20 protein-coding genes and 1 pseudogene are annotated in these 25,990 nt (G+C 75.0%); 15 read left to right on the top strand and 6 right to left on the bottom strand.

Annotated elements, in window-relative coordinates:
* Positions 1–25 precede the first annotated feature (25 nt).
* The 6 genes from MF672_RS06900 (at position 26) to MF672_RS06875 (ending at position 8,538) form a co-directional block, all read left to right on the top strand.
* Positions 26–1,690, top strand: a complete 1,665-nt coding sequence (locus MF672_RS06900) for a fatty acyl-AMP ligase (RefSeq protein WP_242377835.1) — start codon at positions 26–28, stop codon at positions 1,688–1,690.
* Positions 1,683–4,115 carry an MMPL family transporter gene (locus MF672_RS06895; RefSeq protein WP_247815194.1) on the top strand — a complete coding sequence of 811 codons (2,433 nt, stop codon included), beginning with the start codon at positions 1,683–1,685 and terminating at the stop codon, positions 4,113–4,115. The genes MF672_RS06900 and MF672_RS06895 overlap by 8 nt, the downstream gene beginning before the upstream one ends.
* Positions 4,112–5,464 (top strand): MFS transporter, encoded by a 1,353-nt coding sequence (locus MF672_RS06890; RefSeq protein WP_242377839.1) that lies wholly within the window; start codon positions 4,112–4,114, stop codon positions 5,462–5,464. Before MF672_RS06895 ends, MF672_RS06890 begins: the two co-directional genes overlap by 4 nt.
* Positions 5,461–6,768 (top strand): glycosyltransferase, encoded by a 1,308-nt coding sequence (locus tag MF672_RS06885; RefSeq protein ID WP_247815193.1) that lies wholly within the window; start codon positions 5,461–5,463, stop codon positions 6,766–6,768. The genes MF672_RS06890 and MF672_RS06885 overlap by 4 nt, the downstream gene beginning before the upstream one ends.
* 52 nt (positions 6,769–6,820) lie before the next feature.
* Positions 6,821–8,104 carry a hypothetical protein gene (locus MF672_RS06880; RefSeq protein ID WP_242382686.1) on the top strand — a complete coding sequence of 428 codons (1,284 nt, stop codon included), beginning with the start codon at positions 6,821–6,823 and terminating at the stop codon, positions 8,102–8,104.
* Between the two features lie 101 nt (positions 8,105–8,205).
* Positions 8,206–8,538 (top strand): hypothetical protein, encoded by a 333-nt coding sequence (locus MF672_RS06875; protein WP_242382688.1) that lies wholly within the window; start codon positions 8,206–8,208, stop codon positions 8,536–8,538.
* A gap of 82 nt (positions 8,539–8,620) precedes the next feature.
* Here MF672_RS06875 and MF672_RS06870 read toward each other — a convergent pair whose 3' ends face one another.
* Together MF672_RS06870 and MF672_RS06865 are read right to left on the bottom strand one after the other, a co-directional pair.
* A complete protein-coding gene (locus tag MF672_RS06870; RefSeq protein WP_242382690.1) occupies positions 8,621–9,121 on the bottom strand; it encodes a GNAT family N-acetyltransferase in 501 nt (166 codons plus the stop codon).
* Positions 9,122–9,259: 138 nt separating this feature from the next.
* The gene (locus tag MF672_RS06865) at positions 9,260–10,324 is read right to left on the bottom strand and encodes an alpha/beta hydrolase (RefSeq protein ID WP_242382692.1); all 1,065 of its coding nucleotides are present in this window, start codon (positions 10,322–10,324) and stop codon (positions 9,260–9,262) included.
* A 237-nt stretch (positions 10,325–10,561) separates the two neighbouring features.
* Between MF672_RS06865 and MF672_RS06860 the strand changes: the two are divergent.
* Positions 10,562–16,761 (top strand): annotated as a pseudogene (locus tag MF672_RS06860) (beta-ketoacyl synthase N-terminal-like domain-containing protein); the annotation flags it as partial.
* Complete coding sequence (gene ccrA / locus MF672_RS06850) at positions 16,758–18,071, top strand: crotonyl-CoA carboxylase/reductase (protein WP_242382696.1); 1,314 nt, start codon at positions 16,758–16,760, stop codon at positions 18,069–18,071. The pseudogene MF672_RS06860 and the gene ccrA, both read left to right, overlap by 4 nt.
* A 5-nt stretch (positions 18,072–18,076) precedes the next feature.
* Here ccrA and MF672_RS06845 read toward each other — a convergent pair whose 3' ends face one another.
* Together MF672_RS06845 and MF672_RS06840 are read right to left on the bottom strand one after the other, a co-directional pair.
* Positions 18,077–19,339 (bottom strand): PucR family transcriptional regulator, encoded by a 1,263-nt coding sequence (locus tag MF672_RS06845; protein WP_247815191.1) that lies wholly within the window; start codon positions 19,337–19,339, stop codon positions 18,077–18,079.
* An 80-nt stretch (positions 19,340–19,419) separates the two neighbouring features.
* Positions 19,420–19,620, bottom strand: coding sequence for an EF-hand domain-containing protein (locus MF672_RS06840; protein ID WP_242374764.1), 201 nt, complete (start codon positions 19,618–19,620; stop codon positions 19,420–19,422).
* Positions 19,621–19,906: 286 nt separating this feature from the next.
* On the opposite strand from MF672_RS06840, the gene MF672_RS06835 reads away from it, so the two are divergent.
* Genes MF672_RS06835 through MF672_RS06815 form a run of 5 tightly spaced genes read left to right on the top strand, consistent with a single transcriptional unit; the run spans position 19,907 to position 23,400 of the window.
* Positions 19,907–20,242, top strand: a complete 336-nt coding sequence (locus tag MF672_RS06835; protein WP_242374765.1) for a PadR family transcriptional regulator — start codon at positions 19,907–19,909, stop codon at positions 20,240–20,242.
* On the top strand, positions 20,239–20,655 hold the full coding sequence (locus MF672_RS06830) for a DUF1048 domain-containing protein (RefSeq protein WP_242374766.1): 417 nt from the start codon (positions 20,239–20,241) through the stop codon (positions 20,653–20,655). The genes MF672_RS06835 and MF672_RS06830 overlap by 4 nt, the downstream gene beginning before the upstream one ends.
* Positions 20,652–21,416: an ABC transporter ATP-binding protein gene (locus tag MF672_RS06825; protein WP_242374767.1), complete on the top strand. Its 765-nt coding sequence runs from the start codon at positions 20,652–20,654 to the stop codon at positions 21,414–21,416. The genes MF672_RS06830 and MF672_RS06825 overlap by 4 nt, the downstream gene beginning before the upstream one ends.
* Positions 21,417–21,426: 10 nt before the next feature.
* Positions 21,427–22,191 (top strand): ABC transporter permease, encoded by a 765-nt coding sequence (locus tag MF672_RS06820; RefSeq protein ID WP_242374768.1) that lies wholly within the window; start codon positions 21,427–21,429, stop codon positions 22,189–22,191.
* Positions 22,192–22,203: 12 nt separating this feature from the next.
* A complete protein-coding gene (locus MF672_RS06815; protein WP_242374769.1) occupies positions 22,204–23,400 on the top strand; it encodes a cytochrome P450 in 1,197 nt (398 codons plus the stop codon).
* Positions 23,401–23,418: 18 nt separating this feature from the next.
* On the opposite strand, the gene MF672_RS06810 is transcribed toward MF672_RS06815, so the two are convergent.
* The gene (locus MF672_RS06810) at positions 23,419–24,540 is read right to left on the bottom strand and encodes an FAD-dependent oxidoreductase (protein WP_242374770.1); all 1,122 of its coding nucleotides are present in this window, start codon (positions 24,538–24,540) and stop codon (positions 23,419–23,421) included.
* A gap of 52 nt (positions 24,541–24,592) precedes the next feature.
* On the opposite strand from MF672_RS06810, the gene MF672_RS06805 reads away from it, so the two are divergent.
* Positions 24,593–25,294: a TetR/AcrR family transcriptional regulator gene (locus MF672_RS06805; RefSeq protein ID WP_242374771.1), complete on the top strand. Its 702-nt coding sequence runs from the start codon at positions 24,593–24,595 to the stop codon at positions 25,292–25,294.
* 3 nt (positions 25,295–25,297) lie between these two features.
* Here the strand turns inward: MF672_RS06805 and MF672_RS06800 are convergent, their stop codons facing one another.
* On the bottom strand, positions 25,298–25,813 hold the full coding sequence (locus tag MF672_RS06800; protein WP_242374772.1) for a hypothetical protein: 516 nt from the start codon (positions 25,811–25,813) through the stop codon (positions 25,298–25,300).
* 1 nt (position 25,814) lies between these two features.
* Between MF672_RS06800 and MF672_RS06795 the strand changes: the two genes are divergently transcribed.
* Positions 25,815–25,988, top strand: a complete 174-nt coding sequence (locus MF672_RS06795) for a hypothetical protein (protein WP_242374773.1) — start codon at positions 25,815–25,817, stop codon at positions 25,986–25,988.
* Positions 25,989–25,990 lie beyond the last annotated feature (2 nt).

Below are 25,990 nucleotides of genomic sequence, written 5' to 3'. Positions count from 1 at the left end.
CGGCGACGGTGAAGGGGACGCGGGCATGCCTGACGACACGTTGATCACGCGGGTGGCGCGATGGGCGCGGGAGGTCCCGGACGCGCCCGCGTACACGTTCGTGGACTATCTCGGGGACGGCTCCCGGCACACGCTCACCTGGGCGCAGGCCGACCTCCGGGCCAGGGCGCTCGCGGTGCGGCTGCGCGAGCTGGCCGGCCCCGGCGACCGCGTCGCGGTCCTCGCGCCCAGCGGCCTGGAGTACGTGAGCGCGGTGCTCGGCGCGATGTACGCCCGGCTGGTCGCGGTCCCGCTGTTCGCGCCCGGCCTGCCCGGCCACGGCGAACGGCTGGCGCGGGCCTTCGCCGACGCCGCGCCCGCCGTCGTGCTGACCACCACCGCCGCCAGGCCCGCCGTCACCGCCTTCCTCGACGGGAACCCCGTCCCCGTCCCCGTCCCCGTCGTCGCCGTGGACACCGTCTCCGGCCTGCTCGCCGACGACTGGGAGGGCGAGCCGGTCGAGCCGGGCGACCTCGCCTACCTGCAGTACACCTCCGGCTCCACCCGCGCCCCCGCCGGGGTCGAGATCACCCACGGCAACCTCACCGCCAACGCCGCCCAGCTCTGGGAGGTCTTCCGCGCCCGGCCGCGCACCTCGGCGGCGGTACTGTGGCTGCCGCTCTTCCACGACATGGGGCTGGTCGCCACCGTCGCCATGCCCATCATGGGGGCGAACCGGGCGCTGTTCATGGACCCGGTGGCGTTCGTCATGAGCCCGGTGCGGTGGCTGCGGCTGCTGTCGGAGGAGGCCGACGCCTACACCGGCGCGCCCAACTTCGCCTACGAGTACACCGCCGCCCGCGTCCGCCCCGAGGACAAGGACGGGCTCGACCTGTCCGGGGTGCGGGTCATGCTCAACGGGGCCGAGCCGGTCCGGCCCGGCGCGTTCGCCGCCTTCGACGCCGCCTTCGCCGGGTGCGGGCTGCGGCCCGAGGCGCACACGCCCGCGTACGGGCTGGCCGAGGCCACCGTGTTCGTCGCCGCGACCGCCCGCGACGAGCGGCCCGTGGTGACCGCCTTCTCCCGCGACGCGCTCAACGACGGCCGCGCCGTGCCCTGGACGGCGGGCCCGGCCAGCCACCTCGTCTCCTGCGGCCGGCCGCACGGCCAGCGGGTCAGGATCGTCGGCGACGCGGGCGACCTGCCCGACGGGCACGTGGGCGAGATCTGGGTCCAGGGCCCGAACGTGGCCCGCGGCTACTGGCGCGACCCGGCCCGCAGCGCCGAGGTCTTCGGCCCGGACGGCTGGCTGCGCACCGGCGACCTCGGCGTGCGGCACGACGGCCGCCTGTACGTCACCGGCCGCGTCAAGGACCTCGTCATCGTGGACGGCCGCAACCACTACCCGCAGGACATCGAGGCCACGGTCCAGGAGGCGCACGAGGCGGTGCGGCGCGACCGGGTGGCCGCCTTCGCGGTGCCGGGACCGGACACCGAACGGCTGGTCGTGGTGGCCGAGCGGTCGCGGCGCGGCCAGGCCGCCGGCCGGGACGAGGTCGCGCGGGCGGTCCGCGCCGCCGTCAGGACCGGCCACGACCTCGCGGTGCACGACTTCGTGCTGACCGAGGCCGGCACCGTGCCCCGCACCTCCAGCGGCAAGCTCGCCAGGAGCGCCTGCCGGCGGGCGTACCTGGAGGGCGCCCTTGTTTGAGCGCGCGGGCCGCCTGGTCTACCGCGGCAGATGGACGCTGCTGGTGCTGAGCCTGGCGGCGGCCCTCGCCGTCGCGCCGCTCGGGCTGGAGCTGTTCGGGCGGATGGCCGACGGCGGCTTCGAGGACCCGCGCGCCGACTCCACCACCGCCGCCCGCTGGAGCGACGACTGGTACGGCGCGCACGCCCCCGACGTCGTCGTCCTCTACCGGCACCCCGCCGTGCAGGCCCGCGACCCGCGCTACCGCAAGGCGGTGCACGACTCGCTGCGGGCGCTGCCCGCCAGGTACGTGCGGTCGCTGGCGACGTACTGGACGACCGGGTCGAAGCTCATGGTGTCGCGGGACGGGCGCTCGACGTACGCGCTGGTCACCCTCAAGGGCGACAAGCAGGCCGCCTACGCCGCGGTCGCCGGCCGGCTGCGGCGGGTCAAGAACCTCCAGGTCTCGGTCGGCGGGCCGGTGCCGCTGCTGAAGGAGCTGAACGACCAGACCGCCGCCGACCTCGCCCGCGCCGAGGCCATCTCCATGCCGGTGCTGCTGGTGCTGCTGGTCGTGGTGTTCGGCAGCCTGGTGGCGGCCGGGCTGCCGCTGCTGGTGGGGGCGTTCGCGGTGCTCGGCGCGCTGGTGCTGCTGCGGCTGCTCACCGAGGTCACCGAGGTGTCGGTGTTCTCGCTCAACGTCGTCACCATGCTCGGGCTCGGGCTGGCCGTGGACTACTCGTTGTTCGTGCTCAAGGCGTTCAGGGAGGAGATCGCGGCCGGGGCGTCCAGCGAGCGGGCCGTGGTGCGGACCATGGCCACCGCCGGGCGCACCGTCGCCTTCTCCGGGCTGACCGTGGCGACCGCGCTGCTCGGCCTGCTGCTGTTCCCGCAGATGTTCCTGCGCTCGATCGGGCTCGGCGCGGCGGCGGTGGTGCTGGTCGCGATGGGCGCGGCGCTCGTCGTGCTGCCCGCCGTGCTCGGCATACTCGGGCGGCGGGTCAACGCCCTCCGCCTCACCCCCGACCTGGGTTACGGCGGCCGCGACGGCGGCGTGTGGCACGCCGTCGCCTCCAGCGTCATGCGCCGGCCCGTGCTCTACCTGGTCGCCGTGGCCGCCGTGCTCGTGGCGCTCGCCACGCCGTTCCTGCACGTCGAGTTCGGCAACGTGGACCACCGCGTGCTGCCCGCCGCCTCCGAGAGCCGCAGGGTGGCCGAGGCCGTGGACCGGGACTTTGGGCGCAACTCCATGGCCGCGATCGACGTGCACGTGCTCGTCGAGCGCTCCTTCACCGAGCCGCCCGCCCGGCCGGGGCCGCTCGGCCAGGGGCACACCCCGATCAGCGCCGTCACCCCCGTCACGCCCGGCGACGCCGAACCGCTCGCCGACCGGCTGCGCGAGCTGCCGCACGTCACCGGCGTGGACGTCGCCGGGCTGTCGCAGGACGGCGGGGCCGTGCGGCTCGCCGTCCGCTACGACGTGGACCCCATGTCGGCGGAGGCGCGACACCTGGTCACCGCCATCAGGACGTTGTCCCCGCCCGAGCCGAACGTGCGGCGCGTGGTGGTCGGCGGGCCCACCGCCGCCCAGATGGACCTCATGGACAGCCTCACGGCGCGGCTGCCGTGGATGGCCCTGGTGGTGGGGTCGGTGACCGGGGTGCTGCTGTTCGCCGCCTTCGGGTCGGTGGTGCTGCCGGTCAAGGCGCTGCTGATGAACGTGCTGTCCATCGGGGCGTCGTTCGGGGTGATCGTGTGGGCGTTCCAGGAAGGGCACCTGGCCGGGGTGCTGCGCTTCACCTCGACCGGGACGATCGAGGCGACCGTGACCGTGCTGATCCTGGCCGTGGTGTTCGGGCTGTCGATGGACTACGAGCTGTTCCTGCTGTCGCGGGTGCGCGCGGAGTGGCTGCGGACCGGGGACAACACCGCCGCCGTGGCCGCCGGGCTGCAGCAGACGGGCGGCGTCATCACCAGCGCGGCGCTGCTGCTGCTGGTCGTGATCGGGGCCTTCTCGACCGCCGGGATCACGATCGTGAAGCTGCTCGGGGCAGGGCTGTTCGTGGCGATCGTGGTGGACGCGACGCTGGTGCGGGCGCTGCTGGTGCCGGCCACGATGCGGCTCATGGGCGGGGCCAACTGGTGGCTGCCCGGGCCGCTGCGGGCCCTGCACCGGCGGGTCGAACTCCGCGAGGCCCCCGCCGCGATCCCCGCGGCTCCTCTCCCGGCGGCCCCTCTCCCGGCGGCCCCTCTCCCGGCGGCCCCTCTCCCTGCGGCGCCCCTCCCGGCGCCGCCCGCACCGGCCACCCTCCGTGCGGCGCCGCCCGCCCCGGCCCTGCCCGCGCCCGGGTCGTCGCGCTGGGTGCGCATCATCGAGGAACGCGACCGCGTCGTCCGGGCCACCCCCGACGGGACCGGCTGGACGTGGGCGGAGGCCGACCGGTGAGCGCCGCCGTGACCGGCCCGGCCACGGCGGCGACCGGCCGGTGGCTGCTGGCGGCCGTCGGCCTGGCCGGGTTCCTGACCACCCTGGACAACACCGTCGTCACCGTCGCGCTCCCCAGCATCCAGCGCGACCTGGGCGCGAGCCTGGCCGCCCTGGAGTGGGTGGCCACCGGCTACCTGCTGACGTTCGCCGGCCTCATGCCGGCCGGCGGCCGGCTGGCCGACGTGTGGGGTCACCGCAGGACCCTGCTGACCGGCCTGGCCCTGTTCACCGCGGCCTCGCTGGCGGCCGGGCTGGCGGGCGCGATCGGCGCGCTGGTGGCCGCCCGCCTCGTCCAGGGGGCCGGGGCGGCGCTGGTGCTGCCCGCGACGCTCGCCGTGCTGGCCGGGCAGGAGGAGCGCACGCGGTCCATGGGGGTGGCGGTCTGGATGGCGTCGGGGGCGGGCGCGCTGGCGCTCGGGCCGGTCGTCGGCGGCTACCTGAGCCAGCATCTCCACTGGAGCTGGGTGTTCCTGGTGAACGTGCCGCTGGGGGCCGCCGTCGTGGCGCTCGCCGCCGCGTCGGTGCCCGCGTCGCGGCCGGTCGCGCGCTCGCTCGACGTGCCGGGGGTGCTGGCGTCCGTGGCGTTCCTGGCGTCGGGGACGTTCGCGCTCGTCCAGGGCGGCGAGCACGGCTACGGCTCTCCGGCGGTCGCCGGCGCGCTGGCCGTCTGCGCGGGCAGCGGGACGGCCTTCGCGGTGGTGGCGCGGCGGGCCGCCGATCCGATGGTGGACCTGCGGCTGTTCGCGGTGCGGGCGTTCGCGGGCGGGGTGGCGGCGCAGGTGCTCTGGGGGCTCGGCGTGAACGGCGTGTTCTTCTACACGGCGCTGTTCCTGCAAGGGGTGCTGGGGTTCACGCCGACCGCGTCGGGGCTCGCGTTCGTGCCGCTCGCGCTGCTCGTGGTGCTGGTCACGCCGCTGGCCCCGCTGCTGGAGCGGCGGATCGGCGCGGGCCGGACGGTGGCGGCCGGGCTGGTGCTGGTCGCGGCCGGCATGGCGGTCGCGGCGACGCTGGAGGCGGGCGACGGCTGGGGGCGGCTGCTGCCCGCCGTGTGCGCGATCGGGATCGGCTCGGCGCTCACGATGCCGCTCGGCTCGGCCGTGCTGGGCGCGGTCCCGGAGTCGCGGGCGGGCGTCGCGGGCGGGGTGTTCTCGGTCAGCAGGGAGGTCTCCGGGCTGTTCGGGATCGCCGCCGTCGGGGCCGTCGTGCACGCGGCCGGGAGCTTCGCCACGGGATACGCCGCCGGGCTGCTCGCGGCGGCCGGGCTGGTGCTGGCCGGCGCGCTGATCGCGGTCAGGACGCTGGGATGAGGGTGCTGATCCTGGCGCTGGGCTCGCGCGGGGACACGCAGCCGTGCGCCGCGCTGGCCCTGGAGCTGGCCCGGCGCGGCCACGAGCCCACGCTGGCCGCCGCGGCCCGCTACGCCCCGCTGATCGCCGCGGCCCGCCCCGCGCCGCCGGCCGCCGCCGTCGCCGCCGCCCCGCCGGCCGCCGCGGCCCGCCCCGCCCCGCCGGCCGTCGCGGCCCACGTCCCGCCGGCCGGTCGCCACGGGGTGCGCTTCGTCCCGCTGAGCGTGGACCCGGCGGCCGTCCTCGACAGCGAGGAGGGCCGGGCGTGGCTCGGCGGCGGCCCGCTCGGCTTCGTCCGCGGCCTGCGGACGGTCGTCGAGCCGCTGGCCGCCGAGCTGGTCGCCGAGGTGGACGCCGCCTGCGCGGGCGCGGACCTGGTGCTCGCCCCCGCGCTCGGCGCGTTCGGCCGGCACCTGCGCGAGCGGCACGGCGTCCCGTACCGGATCCTGCAGTTCCAGCCGAGCGAGCCGACCGGCGCGTTCCCCAACCCGCTCGTGCCGGTCGCGACGCTCGGCCGGCTCGGCAACCGGGCCTCCTACGCGCTGGTCGAGCGCGCCGGGCTGCTGGTGCTCCGCGGCCTGATGAACCGGCTGCGCGCCGGGGTGCTGGGGCTCGGCCCGCTGCGGGGCAGCCCGTTCGCGGCCGACCGGCGGGCGCGGGTGCCGGTCCTGTGCGGGGTCAGCCCGCTGGTGGTGCCGCGGCCCCGCGACTGGCCCGGGTACGTGCACCTCACCGGCTACTGGCGGCTGCCCGGCCGGGACGTCCCCGGGGAGCTGAAGGACTTCCTGGCGGCCGGGCCGCCGCCCGTGTTCGTGGGGTTCGGCAGCATGCCGTGCCCGGAACGGGTGGCCGAGGAGGTCGTCGCCGCGCTGCGGCTGGCCGGGCTGCGCGGCGTCGTCCAGGGGCTGCCGGTCGCCGCGGCCGACGACCTGCTGCCGGTCGGCGAGGTGGCGCACGACCTGCTGTTCCCGCGCATGGCGGCGGTCGTGCACCACGGCGGGGCCGGGACCACCGGGACGGCGCTCGCGGCGGGCGTGCCCGGCGTCGTCTGCCCCTTCTTCTCCGACCAGCCCTTCTGGGGACGCCGGGTGGCGGCGCTCGGGGCCGGCCCGCCGCCGCTGCCGGTGCGCCGGCTCGGCAGGCGTGAGCTGGCCGGACGGCTGCGGGCCGGGCCGGAGCACCGCGAGCGGGCGGCCCGCCTGGGACGGCTGCTGCGGGCGGAGAACGGCGCGGCGGTGGCGATCGATCTCATTGAACGTCATTGATCGTCCAGATATGGTGCATATGGTCACGATCACCCCCAGGAAGTCAGGTGCCATGCGACAGCGGCTGCGACAGCTCCTCGTCCTCGGAATCGCCCTCTCGTTCCTGGGGATCGGCGTCCCGGCCTGGTCCGAGGACGACCCGCGGAGCTGCAACGACCTGCTGTCCGACGACACCCCCGCGTACGTCGTCTGCACCTGGATGGCCACCCCCGAGGAGGCCGCGGACATCGCGAGGTTCTGGCTGGACAACGACGGCCAGAACATGGTCGACTCCGGCCCGCAGGGCACCATCCGCCTCGACTGCACCGACCCCGCCAACACGTGCGCCGTGGACGGCGACAGCGGCGGCGACGGCGAGGCGCACGACCCCGGCGACCCGGACGTCGAGGGAGCCGAGGACGGCGGCACCCCCGAGTGCCAGAACGGCGAGCAGTGCTACACCGACGGCAGCGAGGTCAGCGCCGCCGACAAGGCCGCCGCCAAGCAGAGCGCCGCCGGCCAGGCCGCCACCGCCGCCCCGGCGGGCACCCGCCTGTGGATCGAGACCGAGCTGGCCGACGACTACCGGGCCGGCACCCTCGACGAGGGCGTCAGGAAGGTCGCCGCGCTGGCCGCCGCGCAGCCCGGCGTCGTCGGCGTCCGCTTCACCTCGCAGCTCGGCTACAACCGCACGTTCGGCACCGCCGAGGAGATCGACGCGTTCGTCGCCGCGGCCGCCACGGCCCTGCGCCAGGTCGTCCCCGGCCGCAAGCTGTCGGTGCACACGCTGGCGCCGGTGCTCGGCTGCGGCGCGAACGAGGCCTGCAAGAGCGAGATCGCCAAGAAGTACCCGCTGCTCGACCCCGACCGCGTCGGCGCCTGGCTGACCAAGGGCTACGTGGACCAGCTCGCCCTCGACAACGCGCTCCTCGGCACCGAGTACGCCACCTGGAAGATCGACGCCGCCGAGGCGCAGCGCAACCAGTCCATCCAGATCCGCGGCCGGGCCTGGGACGCCCTCGCCCAGGTCGCCGTCGAGGACTCCACGATCACCAGCGCGCTCACCGCCGAGCAGGCCACCAAGGCGCTCACCGACCGCGTCGCCGCCCCGCTCCAGGAGGACGCCGCCGAGACCGTCACCCTGTGGACGCGCTGGCAGAACGCCCAGGGCCAGGTCACCCGCGCCTACGGCGAGAAGTGGGCCGCGAGCCCCGCCTGGGACCAGCTCAAGAAGCTCGGCTCGGTCCGCGCCCGCCTCGCCACCGTCTACGACCCGGCCACCCCCGAGGTGGACCTCGCCACCGACCTGAAGAACCTGTCGGAGGTCTTCGGCCAGATCTACCTCCACGCCGCCTGACCCGCCCCGCGCCGCCCGCAGTCGTTGCCCGGGCGGGACGGGCGTGAGAGTTTCGATAACCAACGGGGGTTCATCCATCTCTCACGCAAGGGGGCTCCGCCATGTCGGAGAACTTCGCCGAACTGCCCACGTCGCAGTCCGTGCGGCTGATCGACTTCGAAGAGGCGCGGGTGGTGCCGGGGATCGTGCCGAACACGTTCATCCTGGTCGTCAACGGCACCAAGCCGTACCTCACCATGCAGGTCGAGCTGTCGCCGCTGGTGTACGTGCGCCAGCCCGAGTACTGGGGCATCGAGGTCGTCGGCCGGGTGCGCGGCATCGGGCTGCCCGCGACCGCGCCGTACTCGGTGTCGCTGCCGCTGGACGGCATCCTCGGCACCAAGGGGATCGAGGTGATCGGGGCGGGCAGCCGCAAGACGTTCGACGTCCCGTAAGGAAGCCGCGGCGGGACGCGGCGGGACGCGGCGGGACGCGGCGGGCCGGGCGCGCGGTCGCGCGCCCAGCCCCCGCGCCCGGTCAGCGCGCCGTGACCTGGTAGCGGGCGACGCCCCGCTCCTGGTCGGTGCGCACGTGCGCGAAACCGGCCTTCTCCAGGACCCGCGCCGAGGCCGGGTTCGACAGCTCGACGTCGGCGGTGACCGTGCGGACGCCCGGCGCCGTCAGGGCGAACCCGGTCACGGCGGCGGCGGCCTCGGACGCGTAGCCCCGGCCGCGCCGGGAGGGCACGATGCCGTAGCCGAGTTCGAGCGCGCCGTCGGCGGGCGGCCAGAACAGGCCGATCGAGCCGACGACCAGCCCGCTCTCGCGCTCGACGACCTGGCGGTGCCCGTAGGGGCCGAACCAGCCGGGGTGCTCGCCGAACAGCCCGGCGATGACGCGGTCGCCGTCGTCGGGGAAGTCGGCGGCCCAGTGCGGCAGGCGCCCGCCGTCGAGGACGGCGCGCACCTCGCCGGCCGTCCACGGGCGCAGCAGCAGCCGCGCGGTGGTCAGGCCGGCGTCAGTGATCGAGAAGGACATGACAGGACTCCTGGTCTTCACGGGAGGAGGACCCGGCCCGGGGGCGTCAGCCGCGCGCGGGCCGGACGAGGACATGGCGACGACGGCTGCCGGCAGCCATATTCATCGACCTCCTCGTCCCAGAGCCCGGGGAAGATCCTAACCCGTCCGCAGTCCCAGGGCGCGCACGATCATCGGGTACGACCGCTTGAACTCGCGCGTCCAGTACGGCCAGGTGTGCGTCCCGTTGCCGTACAGGTGGAGGGTGTGCCTGATGCCGAGCCGCGTCAGCCGCTCGCTCAGCGCCCGCGCGGTGTAGGCGGAGATCGGCTCGCCCAGGTGGGCGGGGTTCCAGGCGGCGTTCGGCGCGTCCAGCGGGCCGTTCAGCGAGGTGCTGCCGCTGGAGATGTACAGGCTGGTGCCGCGCAGGCCGGCGGCGAGGGCCAGGGGGTCGTTGGCGGCCCACACCTTCCTGTCCCGCTGCGGGTCGCCCCACAGCGCCAGGGGGTTCTGCTTCTCGCTCGCCTGCGCGTTCATGATGACGGCGGGGATGCCGGGCAGGCGGGTGGCCATGATGCCGCTGTAGGCGCCGGCGAAGCGGAACATGCCGGGGTTGGCGGCGGCGTACTTGATCGCGCCGTACGCGCCCATCGACAGCCCGGCGACCGCCCGCCGGGTGCCGGCCCGGTAGCCGAGCTCCAGCAGCCGGCGCACCTCGTAGGTGTGGAAGGTCGCCCACTTCGGCGGGCCGCCCCGGCCGGCGTTGTACCAGTCGGAGTAGTTGCCCGCCCGGCCCGCCTCCGGCATGACGACGAGGGCGTCGAGGTCCGCCGTGTACGCGGCCACGTCCGTCATCCGGGTCCACGAGGTGTAGTCGTCCGCGCCGCCGTGCAGCAGGTACAGCACCGGCCAGGTCCGCCCGGCGGTGCGGGACCAGCCGCGCGGCAGGAGCAGCCGGACCGGCGTCAGCTTGCCGATGGACGGCGAGGAGACCAGCAGGTCCAGGGTGCGGGCGTCGATCCGGCGCTCGGCGACCACGCGGGCGGGGCCGGGCAGCGCCTTCTGGCCGGGGGCGTACCCGCCGGTGGCGGCTCCGGCGGTGGCCGACGGGCCGGGCGCCGGGTCGTCCTCGCCGGTGAAGGACCAGTCGGGGTCGGCCTGGGCGGGGGCCGCGCAGGAGAGCAGCAGCGCCGTCGCCGTCGCCAGTGCCGCCAGGGCGCGCATGGGGAGCCCTCCTTCGCTCGGGGTGCAGCGAGGGTAGGGGCGGTCCGGTGCGGGCGGCTATGACGCGGCGCAACGAAATCGGGCCGCCCGTTGTGGCCTGCCGGACAAATCCCGCCGCACTTGTCATCCGGGTGACAAAACCCGACCGAGGAATGTTCCGTGCGGTCGTGCCGCCCGCCCCCCGCACCTGAGTAGGGTGGCCGATCACCTCGGCCCCCGGCGCACGTGGAGTGTTTCGTGGACGTACCAGGTGAAGGCGAGATCCGGCGCTTCCTCATCGAGCGGTTCGGCGGGCACGTGGACCCCGACCGGCCGCTGGAGGAGCACGGGCTGTCGTCGCGGGAGGCCGTGGCGGTGGCGGGTGAGCTGGGCGAGCTGCTGGGCCGCGAGCTGAGCCCGACGCTCGTGTGGGAGCATCCGACGATCAACCGGCTCGCCCGCGCCCTGGCCGCGCCCCGCGAGCCGGCCGAGGCGGGCGGACCGGCGGGGGAGCCGGTGGCGGTGATCGGTCTCGGCTGCCGGCTGCCCGGCGCGCACGGCCCCGACGCGTATTGGAAGCTGCTCATGGACGGCCGGGACGCCGTCGGCCAGGTGCCGGAGGGGCGGTGGGAGGCGTTCGACGACGGGTCGGCGCGCACTCGCGAGGTGCTGGCCGGCACCACCAGGCACGGCGGTTTCCTGGCGGACGTGGCCGGGTTCGACGCGGAGTTCTTCGGCATCGCGCCCGGCGAGGCGGCCGCGATGGACCCGCAGCAGCGGCTGCTCCTGGAGACCGCCTGGGAGGCGCTGGAGCACGCGGGCCACGCGCCGCGCTCGCTGGCCGGCACCCGCACCGGCGTGTACGCGGGCCTGTCCGCCGCCGAGTACGCCTACCTGACCGGCGCGGACCTCGCCGCCGTGGACGCCTGGACGGCCACCGGGGCCGCGCTCAGCATCGCCGCCAACCGGCTGTCGTACCTGCTGGACCTGCGCGGCCCCTCCCTCGCCGTGGACACCGCCTGCTCCTCCTCCCTCGTCGCCGCCCACCTGGCGGTCACCGGCCTGCGCGCCGGGGAGTGCGACCTGGCGCTCGCCGCCGGCGTGAACCTCCTGCTGTCGCCCCTCGTCACCGTCGCCTTCGACCGGGGCGGCGGCACCGCCGCCGACGGCCGCTGCAAGGCGTTCGACGCGGCCGCCGACGGCATGGTGCGGGCCGAGGGCTGCGGCGTCGTGGTGCTCAAACGGCTCGCCGACGCCGTGCGGGACGGCGACCGGGTGCTCGCGGTCATCCGGGAGAGCGCCGTCAACCAGGACGGCCGCTCCAACGGCCTGGTCGCTCCCAACCCGGAGGCGCAGGAGTCCCTGCTGCGCCGGGTCTACGCCCGGGCCGGCCACCCGGACGCTCCTCCGCGCCCGGACGACGCCGAGGCGCGGACTCCTCCGCGCCCGGACGACGCCGAGGCGCGGGCGCAGGCTGATCCGTGGCCCGACTACATCGAGGCGCACGGGACGGGCACGTTCCTCGGCGACCCGATCGAGGCCCGCGCGATCGCCGCCGCCATCCCCGCGTCGGTCCTGCTGGGCTCGGTCAAGACCAACCTCGGGCACCTGGAGGCCGCGGCGGGCGTCGCCGGCCTCATCAAGACCGTGCTCGCCCTGCACCACGGCGTCATCCCGCCCAGCCTGCACTTCCGCGAGCCCAACCCGCACATCCCCTGGGGGCGGCTGCGCGTGGTCACCGCGCCGACGCCCTGGCCGCGGGGGCGCGAGCGGGCGCGGGCGGGGGTGTCGGCGTTCGGGTTCGGCGGGACGAACGCCCACCTCGTCCTCGACGCCGCCCCCGCCCCCGCCCCCGCTCCCGTCGTGGCCGGGACGCCGGCCGCCGACCGCGCCAAGCACGTCTTCCTGCTCACCGACGCGACCCCCGAGCGGGTCGAGCGGTACGCCCGCGCCCTCGCCTCCTGGTCCTCCGGCCCGGGCCGGAGCGCCGACCTGAGGGACGTGGCCCACACCCTGGCCAGGCGGGCGCGACGCGGGCGGGCGGCGGCGGCCGTCGTGGCCGGGGACGCCGCCGAACTGGCCGACGGACTGCGCGACCTCCGCCCAGTCACGACCGGGACCGCCGACGCGAAGGGCCCCGTCTGGGTCTTCAGCGGCTACAGCCCGCACCGGCCCGCCCTGGATCTCTACGCCGCCGAGCCCGCCTACCGCCGCACCCTCGACCGGCTGGCCCCCCTGCTGCGCGAGGAGGCGGGCATCGACCTCCACGACCCGGCCGCGTCCGGCGTGGCGACGCTCCAGCCGATCATCTTCGCCGCGCAGCTCGCGCTGGCCGAGACCTGGCGGGCCTACGGGTTCGCGCCCGCCGCCGTGATCGGGCACTCCATGGGCGAGGTCGCCGCCGCCGTCGTCGCGGGCGGCCTCGACGTGGAGGACGGCGTGCGGGTCGTCTGCGCGCGCGCCCGGCTGCTCGGCGGGCTGGGCGGCGGCGGGGCCATGGCCGTCGTCGAGGTGGGCGCCGAGGAGGTGCCGGAGGACCTGCACGTGGCCGTGTACAGCGCGCCCGCGCAGACCGTGGTGACGGGGGAGCCGGAGCGGGTGGCGGAGTTCGCCGCCTCGGTGGCGGCCAGGGGGCTGTTCGCGCGGACGCTGACCGCCGAAGGGGCGGGGCACTCGCCGCAGGTCCGGCCGCTGGTGCCGGTGCTGCGGGAGGAGCTGAGCGGCATCGCGGGCGGCAAACCCGGCATCCCGTACTACTCGCCGGTCTTCGACGACCCGCGTGAGGCGCCGACATTCGAGGGGGCGTACTGGGCGGCCGCCATGCGGCGTCCGGTGCGGCTCATGCAGGCCGTGCGGGCGGCGGCCGAGGACGGGTACACGCTCTTCACCGAGCTGGGGCCCCGGCCGCTGCTGTCCGGGGCGCTCCGCGACACCCTCCCGGCCGATGCCCGGATCACCGAGGGCCCCTTCCACGACCAGGTCGCCGCGGCGGCCGGGTCCGTGGTGCCGCGCACCACGGGGCGGCCGGCCGACGTGCCGCACCCGCCCTGGCAGCACGTACGGCACTGGGCCGAGCCGAGACGCCCGCCGGCCGGGCACCCGCTGCTCGGCGTGCACGTCGAGACCCCGTCGGGACACGCCTGGACCACCACGCTCGACGACCTCGCCGACGCGCCCTGGCGGCTGCCGCCGGAGGACTGGCACCGCGACGGCCACCCGGTGCTGCCGCCCGCCGTCCTCGCCCGGCTCGCGGCCGCGGCGGCCGGCGAGGTGCACGGCGAGGCGGCGGTCCGGCACGTGGCGCTGCACTCCCACCTGCCGCTGCCCGCCGAGGTGACGGTGACGCTGGAGGGGGAGCGCGTCGAGGTGTCGGCCAAGAACGCGGCGGGCGTCTGGACCACCCACGGCACCGCCACCGTCTCGCCCGTCCCGTCCGCCGCCGTCCCGTCCGCCGCCGTCCCGTCCGCCGCCGTCCCGTCCGCCGCCGTCCCGTCCGCCGCCGTCCCGCCGGGCGCCGTCCCGCCGGGCTCTGTCCCGGCGAGCGCCGTGAGCGTCGTCTCACGCACCGAGACCGCCGGCTTGCCGCCCGGGCCCGTGCCGACCAGGCTGGACGCCAAGCTTGTCGCCCGCACCTGGGTGAGCGTGCCACCGCCGGAGGCGGGCTCGCCCCGCGCATGGCTCATCCTGGCCGATGAGGGGGATGCGCGGGCCGCCCGCCTCCACCCCCTCCTCCCCGCCTCCGCCCTCCTCCCCGCCTCCGCCGCTGCGGAGGCGGCCGGTGGGGAGGCGGCCGGTGGGGACGTCGTCGTCCTGGTGCCGCGCGGGCTCGACCCGGTGGGCGTCCAGCGGGTGCTGCTCCAGGTGGCCGGCCTGGTCCGGTGCGGCGCGCGGGTCACGATCGCGACCGAGCGCGCCCAGCCCGTACGCGACGGCGAGCCCGCCGACCCCGGCCCCGCCGCCCTGCGCGCCCTGGTCCGGGTCCTCGCCCTGGAGCACCCGGAGGCCCGGGCGGCGCTCGTCGACTACGACGACCTCACGTCGCTGGCCCGCGAGCTGTCCGGCGACCCAGGCGACCCACGCGACCCACGCGACCCAAGCGACCCGGCCGGCGCAAGCGGCGCAGGCGACCCCGGCGGGTCCGGCGCCGGCCGGGAGGACGAGGTGGCCTGGCGGGCCGGCGTCCGCTATGCCGCCCGCCTCCGCCGCACCGCCCTCCCGCCCATGCGCCGCCCCGCCCCCGTGGTGGGCCCCGGCGCGTACGTCATCACCGGCGGCCACGGGCACCTCGGCCGCCTGGCCGCCGCTGGCTGCTCGACCGCGGCGCCACCCGCGTCGTCCTGAACGGCCGCACCCCACGCCCCGGCACGACCGCCCCGGCCGGCTCCCAAGCCCCCGCCACGACCGCGCCGGCAGACCCCCAAGCCCCCACCCCGACCACCCCCGATGGCGCCGCGCACCCCGCCGCGACCGGCCGACGCGGCACCCCGACCATCGCCGGCGGCGTCACGACCGTCACCGGTGATCTCGCCGCGCCCGGCACGGCCGAGCGGCTGGTGGCCGCCGCCACCGAGGGCGGGCTGCGGCTGCGCGGCGTGATCCACGCCGCCGGCGTCCTGGACGACCGCCTGATCGCCGACCTCGACCCGGACGCCCTGGCCCGGGTCTGGTCCGCCAAGGTCGCCGGCGCGCAGCGGCTGCACGACGCCACCAAGGACCTGGACCTCGACTGGTGGGTGGCGTTCTCCTCGGCGGCGTCCCTGCTCGGCTCCCCCGGCCAGGCGGCCTACGCCGCCGCGAACGCCTGGCTGGACGCCCTGTGCGAGCGTCGCCGCGCCGAGGGACTGCCCGGTCTCGCCGTCAACTGGGGCCCCTGGGCCGGGACCGCCGCCCCCGCCACCCCCGCCGTCGAGCCCCTGACGGCCGCCGAGGGGCTGGAGGCACTGGAGGCCCTGCTCCAGCGCGACCTTCCGGCCGGGGTCGTCAAGCTGGACGCCGCCAGGGCGGTCACGCTCTTCCCCGCCCTGGCCCGCGTCCCGTACTTCTCCGACCTGGCCGACGTCCCGGCCCCGGCTCCGCAGGACCTCGCCGACCTCCCGCCCGAGGAGGCCCTGGCCGCCGTCGCGCGCAAGGTGCGGGAGCGGGCCGCGGCCGTGCTCGGCGTGGACCCGTCGCGGCTGGCGGACGGGACCGTCCTGACCGGCCTCGGGCTCGACTCGCTGGCCGCGACCCGGCTGCGCGGCACGATCGAGCACGACTTCGGCGTCCAGGTGCCGACGGCCCCGCTGCTCAAGGGCGGCACTCTGGGCGCGCTGTCGAGGACGGTCGCCGGCCGCCTGGGCCTCGCCCCCGCCCCCGCCCCCGCCCCCGCTCCCGTCGCGCCCGGCCCCGTCGTCGTGGAGCCGAGGGACGCGGCCGAACGCCAGGTCACCCGCGTCCTGGCGGACCTGCTGGGCCGCGAGCCCTCGGTCACCGAGCCCCTCACCCCGGACGTCCTGTCCGCGGCCACCGCCCTGCTCGGCGGGCAGCCCGCGGGGAACGGCGCGGCTCCCGTCCCTGGCGCGGCTTCCGTCCCCGGCGCGGCTCCCGTCCCCGGCGTGACCCCCGCCGACCTGGCGGCGGCGCTGCGGCGGGCCGACGAGGCGGAGGCGGGCCGCGGCACGATCCGCCCGCTGACCCCTGGCATCCCCGGCGCCCCGCTGTTCCTCGCGCACCCCGCGGGCGGCACCACCGGCGTCTACACCCTCCTCGCCGCCCGCCTCCCCGCCCCGGTCTTCGGCCTCGAACGTCTGGACCTTCCCGACCACCCGGACATCCCGCACCGCGCCGCCCGGTACGCCGAGGCGATCAGGCAGGCCGCCGACCCTCCGTACCGGCTCGGCGGGTGGTCGTTCGGCGGCATCCTGGCCTTCGAGACGGCCCGCCTGCTCGGCGAGGACGCCGTCGAGCTGCTGGCGATGATCGACGCCGGCCTTCCCGACGAGGTGCCCGAGCCGCGCCGCCGGCGTCTCCAGGCCCGCCGCTACGCCGCCTTCGCCGCCTACCTGACCAGGACGTACGGCGTCCCGATCGCCCTCGACCAGGCTGAGCTCGAACCGCTCGACGAGCCGGCCCAGCTCGCGCTCACCGAGGCCAGGATCGCCGGCTCCGGCGTGCTGGCCACGCTGCCGCCCGCGATCCTGCGCCACCAGCTCACCTCCCACGACGACACCCAGGCCATCGAGCGCTACCGTCCGGACCGCCCGTACGAGGGCCGCGCCGTCCTCTACCGCTCGACCGACCCGGCCCCCTGGGCGGTCGAGGACCCCCGGTACGCTCACGCCGCCGACCCCGCGAGGGGTTTCGCCCCGTACGTCCCCCGCCTGGAGATCGTCGAGATCCCCGGCTCGCACCACCTCAACCTGCTCGACCCCCCACACGTCGAGGTCATCGCCGAGCACCTGAAGGGACTACTCCTGTGAACACGAGCGCACTCGCCGAGGCGGTGGTGGCCGGCGCGGAGGCCGCCGAGCTGGAGCGCCTGGACGTGCCGTCCACCTACCGCGCCGCCCACCTCCGCAAGGACGAGGTGGGCCTCTTCGACCAGGACGAGCACGACAAGGACGTCCGCCGGACGCTGCACGTCGGCGAGGCGCCGATGCCGGAGCTCGCCGAGGACGAGGTGCTGATCGCGGTCATGGCCAGCGCGATCAACTACAACACGGTGTGGTCGGCGATGTTCGAGCCGGTGCCGACGTTCGCGTTCCTGGAGCGGTTCGGGCGCAGCGACGCGCGGCACGACCTGCCGGTGCACGTCCTCGGCTCGGACGCGGCCGGGGTGGTGGTGCGGACCGGGCGCGCGGTGCGCCGCTGGCGGGTCGGCGACCGGGTGGTGACGAGCCCGGCGTACGTGGACGGCGAGGACCCGGTCGTCCAGCACGACGGGATGCTCGCCGGCGACCTGCGCGCCTGGGGCTTCGAGACGAACTTCGGCGGCCTGGCCGACTTCGCCGTCGTCAAGGCCACCCAGCTCCTCGCCAAGCCCCGGCACCTGAGCTGGGAGGAGGCCGCCTGCAACATGTTGTGCGCCTCGACGGCGTACCGGATGCTGGTGGGGGAGCGCGGCGCGCGCATGAAGCAGGGCGACGTGGTGCTGCTGTGGGGCGCGACGGGCGGCCTCGGCGGGTACGGCGTGCAGCTCGTCAGGAACGGCGGCGGCATCCCGGTCGGCGTCGTCGGCACCCCCGAGAAGGCCGAGCTGCTGCGCCGCATGGGCTGCCCGTACGTGGTGGACCGCTCGCAGTTCGACGGCGGGCTCGGCGACGAGAAGGGCTGGCGGCGGCTCGGCGCCGAGATCAGGCGGCAGGTGGGGGAGGACCCGGCCATCGTCTTCGAGCACACCGGACGCGAGACGTTCGGCGCGTCCGTGTACGTGGCGCGGCGCGGCGGCACGGTCGTGACCTGCGGCTCCTCCAGCGGGTACGCCCACGAGTACGACAACCGGCACCTGTGGATGAAGCTGAAGCGCATCATCGGCTCGCACGGCGCGAACTACCAGGAGTGCCACGAGGTGAACCGGCTCATCTCGCTCGGCATGGTCCACCCCACGCTCTCGGCCGTGTACCCGCTGGAGGAGGCGGCCGAGGCGGCCCGCGCCGTCCAGCTCAACCAGCACGTCGGCAAGGTCGGCGTGCTCGCCCTCGCGCCGGCGGGGGACCTGGGCGTCGAGGACCACGCCCTGCGCGAGCGCGTCGGCGAGGACCGGCTCAGGCTCTTCCGGCAGCCCCTCTGACCGGCTCAGGCCCGTCCGGCGGCCCCTCCGCGCGGGCCGCCGCTGGTGGCCTGGCGGGCGCGGAGCGCGATCTCCAGCTCGAAGCGCACGTCCGGGTCGGCGAGCTGGTCGCCGTACAGCTCTTCGAGCTGGCGCAGCCGGTAGCGCACGGTCTGCGGGTGCACGTGCAGGCGGGCGGCGACCTCGCCCGCGCCGCGCCCGTGGCGCAGCCAGGCCAGCAGCGTCTCGGCCAGCCGGTCCTGCTGGGTGGGGCGGAGGTGGGCGAGGGGCGCGAGGCGTGCCTCGGCCAGCGCGCTGACCAGCTCCTCGTCCTTGAACACCACCAGCGTCGCCATGTGGTCCTCGCACCGGACGAGCCCGCGCGGCAGCACCCCGCGCCGCGACAGCTCCAGCGCCTCGCGCGCCCAGCGCAGGGACGTCGCGGCCGCCGCCAGCGGCACGGCCGGCCCGATCGCGCCCCAGTAGCCGCGCAGCCCGTGCTCCAGCACCTGCGCCTGCCCCGGCCCGCTGGGGTCGGGCACCAGCAGGCAGGGCACGGTCCGCTCCAGCCCGGCCAGCACCTCGGGCGGCAGCGCGGGCATCCGGTACGCGGCGGCCGCCGCCGGCTCGCGGCGGGCCTGCGTGGGCACGGCGGCGGCCCGGGGGCCGCCCGGCAGGTCGTCGAGCGCGACGCAGGCGACCTTGCGCGGCAGCCGCCACCCGGCGGCCTTGGCGAGGTCGGCGATCGCCTCGGGGCTCGCGGCCGGCTGGCTGAGCAGCAGGTCCAGCAGCCGCCCGCGGCGCCGCTCGATCTCGCCGGCCGCCCGCGCCCTGGCCTCCTCGAAGCCCTCGGCCGCCGCGTCGGCGAGCTGGTCCAGGTAGACGAAGATGGTCTCGCCCAGGTCGTACAGGCATTGGGGGGTGAGCCCGAGCGGGTCGGCGATCTCGGTGAGCCGCCGCCACCCCACGCGCGCGCCGAGCCGGAGCGCGGTCTGCAGCGGCTCCAGGTTGCGGCCCTCGGCGGCCTCGCCCTTGCCGATCATGCGGAACGGCTCGGGGTCCCAGGCGGCGTCCGGGTTCTCGACGCGGTCGAGGAAGCCCTCGACGGCCTGCTCGACCGCGGTCCTGACGACCTTGATGTAGAGCTCGTCCTCCGGCCGGGCGTACTCGGGGATGCGGTTCTGGATCTCCTCGATCACCTCGGCGGAGACCCGGCCGATGCCCGCTCTGAGCGTCTGCACGAGGCCCGGGGGCGTCCGGCTTTCGCGTACGTCACTCTTGTTGGCCATCGTCCCTCCTGTCGCCATTGTGACCTAGGCGACAGGAGTTTTGTAGCAAATGCTTGTTTTTATCACATCCGGCGATGATGTCACCGGTCGACGAAAGCGCCGAACTCCTCCACGTCGATGAGCCCGTCGCCGTCCTTGTCCAGCTTGCGTACGCCCTCCTGTGCCACCTCGAGCGTCACCGGCTGACCCAGGATCTCCATGAGCCGGACGAGCTCCTCGGCCGAGATCCGGCCGTCCTTGTCGACGTCGATGAGGTCGAAGGTGATCGCGTAGTCGCTCATGTGTGGGGCCTTTCTTCCGGTGCCGATCCGGTACGGATGCTCGCGTTCAGACCTTAGCGGCGGCAATGCCGCGGATGGCGTCAGTTCCCTGGAACGCGGCCCCGTAACCGGCCCGGCGTCAGCGGCGGCGTCAGCGGCGGTGTCAGCGCGGGGACGGTCCCGTGTCAGGGGGGTCGGCGAAGGTTGGCGCATGAGGCCACCGGAACGGCGGCGGGATGCTCTTGCGGGTCCGCTAATCAGTGTTACTATGTACCAGTAGTCAACGTCGCTAAGTAGAGGAAGTCCCATGGGCAAGCAGCTCACGGAAATGCTCAAGGGCGTGCTGGAGGGCATCGTCCTGGCGATCCTGTCCGTCCGGCCCGCGTACGGCTACGAGATCACCGCGTGGCTGCGTGACCAGGGCTTCTCGGACATCGCCGAAGGCACCGTGTACGCGCTGCTCGTCCGCATCGAGCGACGCGGCCTGGTCGACGTGGAGAAGATCCCGTCCGAGAAGGGGCCGCCGCGCAAGGTCTATTCGCTCAACGCGCAGGGACACGAGCACCTCGACGAGTTCTGGGAGACCTGGAGCTTCCTCGCAGAACGCCTCGGACAGCTCCGCGAAGGAGGCAAGCAGCCATGAGCACAGAGCCGAACGAGCCGAAGAGCCGCGCCCGGCAGTACCTGGAGGTGGTCACCGGCCCGCTGGAGGACAAACGGCGCTGGCGTCAGTACAAGGCCAGGATCAAGCGGCTTCCCGGCAACTACCGCACGGCGGCCGAAGCACTGGAGCGGTACCTGATGCTCTTCGGCCCGGGCGACAGCGCCGACGCGCTGGACATGTTCGACGACCTCGCCGAGCTGTTCGAGCGCGGCGCGGCCGACGGCACCCCGATCAGGGAGATCTTCGGCGAGGACCCCGTGCAGTTCGTCGAGACGTTCGTGCAGAGCTACTCCGTCGGGCGGTGGATCAAGCGGGAGCGCGACCGCTTCACCGGCGCCATCGACCGCGCCGCCGGCGAGGACACCGTAGGAAAGGACGGCACAGACCAATGACCACACAGCACGCCCCCGCCATCGAGGTGCGCGGCCTGGAGAAGGCGTACAAGGACTTGAAGGTGCTGCGCGGCGTCGACTTCGACGTGGCGCGGGGCAGCATCTTCGCGCTGCTCGGCTCGAACGGCGCGGGCAAGACCACGGCGGTGAAGATCCTGTCCACGCTGCTCAAACCGGACGCGGGCACCGCCCAGGTGAACGGCTTCGACGTGGCCAGGCAGGCGGCGGACGTCCGCGAGTCGATCAGCCTCACCGGCCAGTTCGCCGCCGTGGACGAGATCCTCAGCGGCCGGGAGAACCTGGTGCTGGTCGCCCGCCTGCGCCACCTGAAGAACCCCGGCAAGATCGCCGACGACCTGCTCACCCGCTTCTCCCTGACCGAGGCCGGCGGCCGCAAGGTGGCCACCTACTCGGGCGGCATGCGCCGCCGCCTCGACATCGCGATGAGCCTCATCGGCGACCCGCCGGTCATCTTCCTCGACGAGCCCACGACCGGCCTCGACCCGCAGGCCCGCATCGAGGTCTGGCAGGCCGTCAAGGAGCTCGCCGCCCAGGGCACCACCGTCCTGCTCACCACCCAGTACCTGGACGAGGCCGAGCAGCTCGCCGACCGGATCGCGATCCTGCACGAGGGCCGCATCCTCGTCAACGGCACCCTCGCCGAGCTCAAGCAGCTCCTGCCGCCCGCCAAGGTCGAGTACGTCGAGAAACAGCCCACCCTCGAGGACGTCTTCCTGTCCCTCGTCGGCACGAAAGCCTGAGGAACCCGCCATGAGCAAGCACTTCTTCGGCGACACCGCCGTCCTGCTGGGACGGTCCCTGCGCCACATCACCCGCAGCCCCGACACCATCATCACCACCGCGGTGATGCCGATCGCCATGATGCTGATGTTCGTCTACGTCTTCGGCGGCGCGATCAACATCGGCTCCGGCACCTCCTACGTCAACTACATGCTGCCCGGCATCCTGCTCATCACGGTCGCCTCCGGCATCGCCTACACCGCCTACCGGCTGTTCATGGACATGAAGGGCGGCATCTTCGAGCGCTTCCAGTCGATGCCCACCGCCCGCTCGTCGGTGCTGTGGGCGCACGTGCTGACCTCACTGGTGGCCAATCTGGTCTCGCTCGTGGTCGTCATGCTGGTGGCCCTGCTCATGGGCTTCCGCTCGGGGGCGGGCGTGACGGCGTGGCTGTCGGTGGCGGGCATCCTGGTCCTGTTCACGCTGGCGCTGACCTGGATCGCCGTCATCCCCGGCCTGTCGGCCAAGACGATGGAGGGCGCGAGCGCGTTCTCCTACCCGCTGATCTTCCTGCCGTTCCTCAGCTCGGCGTTCGTGCCCACCGACACGATGCCCACCGTGGTGCGCGTCTTCGCCGACAACCAGCCGGTGACCAGCATCGTCAACGCCATCCGCGCCCTGTTCGCCGGGCAGCCGGTCGGCAACGACATCTGGGTCGCGCTCGCCTGGTGCGTCGGCATCCTCGTCGTCGCCTACGTCTTCGCCATGAACACCTACCGCCGCAAGATCTCCTGAAAGGAACCGAACATGCACACCGTCCCGGCGATGCCGACGGCGCGTACGCCCGGCTGCCCGTTCGACCCGCCCAAGGAGCTCATCGAGGCCCGCGAGCACGGCCCGATCAGCCGCTTCACCTTCCCCGACGGCCACCAGGGCCGGCTGGTGACCGGGTTCGACCTGGCCCGCACGATCCTGGCCGACCCGCGTTTCAGCTCCCGCCGCGAGCTGATGAAGCACCACCCGCTCGTCGACTACGGCGACGTCGAGGTGCCGCCGGCCCCGCCCGGCGAGTTCCTGCTGATGGACGAGCCCCGGCACGGCCGCTACCGCAAGCCCCTGGTCGGCAAGTTCACGGTGCGGCGGATGCGGCTGCTGACCGAACGCGTCGAGCAGATCACCGCCGCGCACCTGGACGCGATGCAGCAGGCCGGGCCGGGCGCCGACCTGGTGACCGCGTTCGCCAAGCCCATCCCGGCGATCGTGATCTGTGAGCTGCTGGGGGTGCCGTACGCCGACCGGGGCCGCTTCCAGGACAACATCGACGCCTTCCTTGGCGGCGAGGTCAGTGACGAGGAGCTGTACGCCGCCTACACCGCCACCCAGGAGTACCTGGCCGAGCTGGTGGCGGCCAAGCGGGCCGAGCCGACCGACGACGTGCTCAGTGACCTGCTGGACGGCGACTTCGATGACGAGGAGCTGCGCGGGATGGCGCTGATCCTGTTGTCGGCCGGGTTCGACACGACCGCCAACATGCTGGCGCTGGGCACCTTCGCGGTGTTGCAGAACCCGGGCCAGGCGGCGGCGCTGGGGGATCCGTCGCTGGTGGACGGGGCGGTGGAGGAGCTGCTGCGCTACCTGTCGGTGGCCAAGCAGTTCTTCCGGGTGGCGCTGGAGGACGTGGTGCTGGAGGACGGTCACGTCATCGAGGCGGGCACGACGGTGATCGTGTCGTTGAGCGTGGCCAACCGGGATCCGGCCCGGTTCGCCGATCCGCACCGGCTGGACCTGGGCCGGCGCGAGGGCGGTCATCTGGCCTTCAGCCACGGCGTTCATCAGTGTCTGGGGCAGCAGCTGGCGCGGGTGGAGTTGCGGGTGGCGTTGCCGGCGTTGTTCGCGCGGTTCCCGGGGCTGCGGCTGGCGGTGCCGGCGGAGGAGGTGGCGTTGCGGCCGGAGGCGGCCGACATCTACGGGGTCAAGAGCCTGCCCGTCACCTGGGACGCCTGACCGTGCCGGCCGCGCGGCTCAGGCGGGCTGGAGCTCGTCGAACAGGGCGAGGGCCGCGGCCGGGTCGGGGCTGACGAGACGCTCCAGGCCGGCCGCCGCGAACCGCGCCCACCGGGTGGCCCGCTCCCACATCTGCTCCTCGAAGGCGCGCACGGCCGCGTCCAGCCGGTCGGGACCCGCGAGCACGGACTCGGCCAGCTCGGCCCCTTCCAGCATCGCGAGGTTCGCCCCCACCCCGAGCGGCGGCATCAGGTGGGCGGCGTCGCCCAGCAGCGTCACCCCCGGCACGTGCGTCCAGGTGTGCGGCACGGGCAGCACGTGCAGGGCGCGGTAGGTGAAGGCGGTCCCGTGGCGCAGCAGGTCCAGGACGGAGCCGGCCCAGCCGTCGAACATGGCCAGCAGGCGTGACCTGACGGCCTCGGCGTCGGCCAGGTCCAGGCCGTCGGTCCAGTCCAGCGGGGCGCGGAACTGGGCGTACACCTTGACGTGGCCGCCGCTGTTGCGCTGGGCGACGAGGCCGCGGTTGACGCCGTAGACCGCCGTCGAGCCGTCGCCGACCAGGCGGGCGAGGTCGGGATGACGGGTGTCGACGTCGTCCAGGCCGGTCTCGACGTAGGCGACGCCGGTGTACTCCGGGGTCGCGGACGACAGCGCCGGGCGGACCCTGGACCAGGCCCCGTCGGCGCCGACCACCAGGTCGTACCTCTCCTCCCGCCCGTCGGCGAACCTGACCAGCGCGCCTTCGGGCGGGCCGCCCGGCACCACCTCGGCCACGCCGCGGCCCCACTGCACGTCGAGGGGGCCGAGCAGCAGGTCGCGGAGCTGGCCGCGGTCGATCTCGGGCTGTCCGGGGCCGTCGTCCCTGGCCGGCCAGTCACGGAGGACGGTCCCGTCGGGGGCCAGGATGCGCATGGCCTCGCCCTCGGGCCGCGCCAGCTCGCGGAACTCCGGCAGCAGGCCGGCCTTGTCCAGCGCGCGCTGGCCCAGCCCTTCGTGCAGGTCGAGGGTGCCGCCCTGAGGGCGGGCGTCGGGGGCGGGGTCGCGTTCGAGGACCGTCACGGGGTGGCCGTGGCGGTGCAGGACGCGGGCGAGGGTGAGGCCGGCGGGGCCGGCCCCGACCACGGCGATACGAGGACTCATGTCGATACACTGTATTTGTCGATACGGCGTATCGCAACAGTACGATGTATCCATGACTGTGTGGGACCGGCCCGAGCCGCCGTCCCGGCCCGCGCCCGTGCCGCTCGACCGCGAGCGCATCGTCGCCGCCGCCCTCGCGCTGGCCGACGAGGGCGGACTGGAGGCGGTGTCGCTGCGCAAGGTCGCCGCCCGGCTCGACGCCGGGCCGATGCGGCTCTACGGGTACATCTCCACCAAGGAGGAGCTGTTCGACCTCATGGTGGACGAGGTCCACGGCGAGCTCCTGCCCGACGGGCCGCCCGCCGGCGGCTGGCGCGAGGTGCTGCGCGAGCGCGCCCACCGCCTCCGGCAGGCCGCCCGCCGCCACGAGTGGCTGGCCGACCTGCTCGGCGGCCGTCCCACCCTCGGCCCCAACGCCCTCGCCGCGACGGAGGCCATGCTGGCCGCCCTCGACGGCCTCGCCGACCTCGACACCGTGCGCCGCGCCGTCGAGACCGTCAACGCCTACGTCATCGGCGCGATCAGGATCGAGATCGCGCACCTGCGGGCCGAGCGCGCCACGGGCCTGTCCGAGCGCGACTGGCAGCTCGCCAACGGCGCGTACGTGACCCGGATGCTGGCCACCGGCCGCTACCCGGCGCTGGCCAGGGCCGTGCACGACGGCACGGAGGTGGGCGCCGAGGAGTCGTTCGCGACCGGCCTCGAATGGGTCCTCGACGCCGTGGCCGCCAAGCTCGGCCCGCCGCCCGCCTGAGACTCACGGCAGCGGGCGGGACTTCCAGGTGACGTCCGTCGACAGGTGCAGCCGGGTGGCGCAGTTGGGCACCGACTTCACCACGACCCCGGGGAAGGCCACGTCGTCCGGGCTGAGGACGACCAGCAGCGGCACGATCGGCACCGGCGAGTCCCGCTGGACCGCGGTGAGGTCGGCGGCGAGCGCGTCCATGTCCCGCTCGATCTCGCGCGCCGCGTCGTCGCCCTCGTCGCGGCACTTCCAGGAGGTGTAGACGGGGTTCGCGCCGGCGGAGGAGGGGTCGCGGTTGTAGACGACGTCGTAGCGCCGGCCCCTGCGGCGTCCGCGGCGGACGTCGCGCTCGTAGTCGAGGTCGGTGCGGCCGCCCGTGGTGAGCTGCCAGTGCAGGAACTGCACCACCGACCACTGCTCCCAGGACTCGCCGCCGCGCAGCCGCCGGGTGAAGTCGATGGCGGTGCCGTCGTAGGTCATCCAGGCCACGAGATCCTGCGTCAGCTCGCTGAGCGTGATGGTCTGCACGATGATCATCGTCCCTTCGGGCGCTCGGCTCCACGGGTGTGCCACCAGTAAAACCCGCCCGCCGGACCCGGATCGACAGCATGAGCGAAATCCGATCGGCAATCGCACCGCCGCCTTCGGCGTCGACCTGCTCGGCAGGCACCTCGTCGAGCGGGCGGTGCGATCGCTCGCGTGAAT

Origin of the sequence: Actinomadura luzonensis (genome assembly GCF_022664455.2) — a bacterium.
Lineage (GTDB): Bacteria > Actinomycetota > Actinomycetes > Streptosporangiales > Streptosporangiaceae > Nonomuraea > Nonomuraea luzonensis.
Note: the sequence above shows the minus strand (reverse complement) of the source record. Positions and strands in the feature narration are given on the sequence as shown.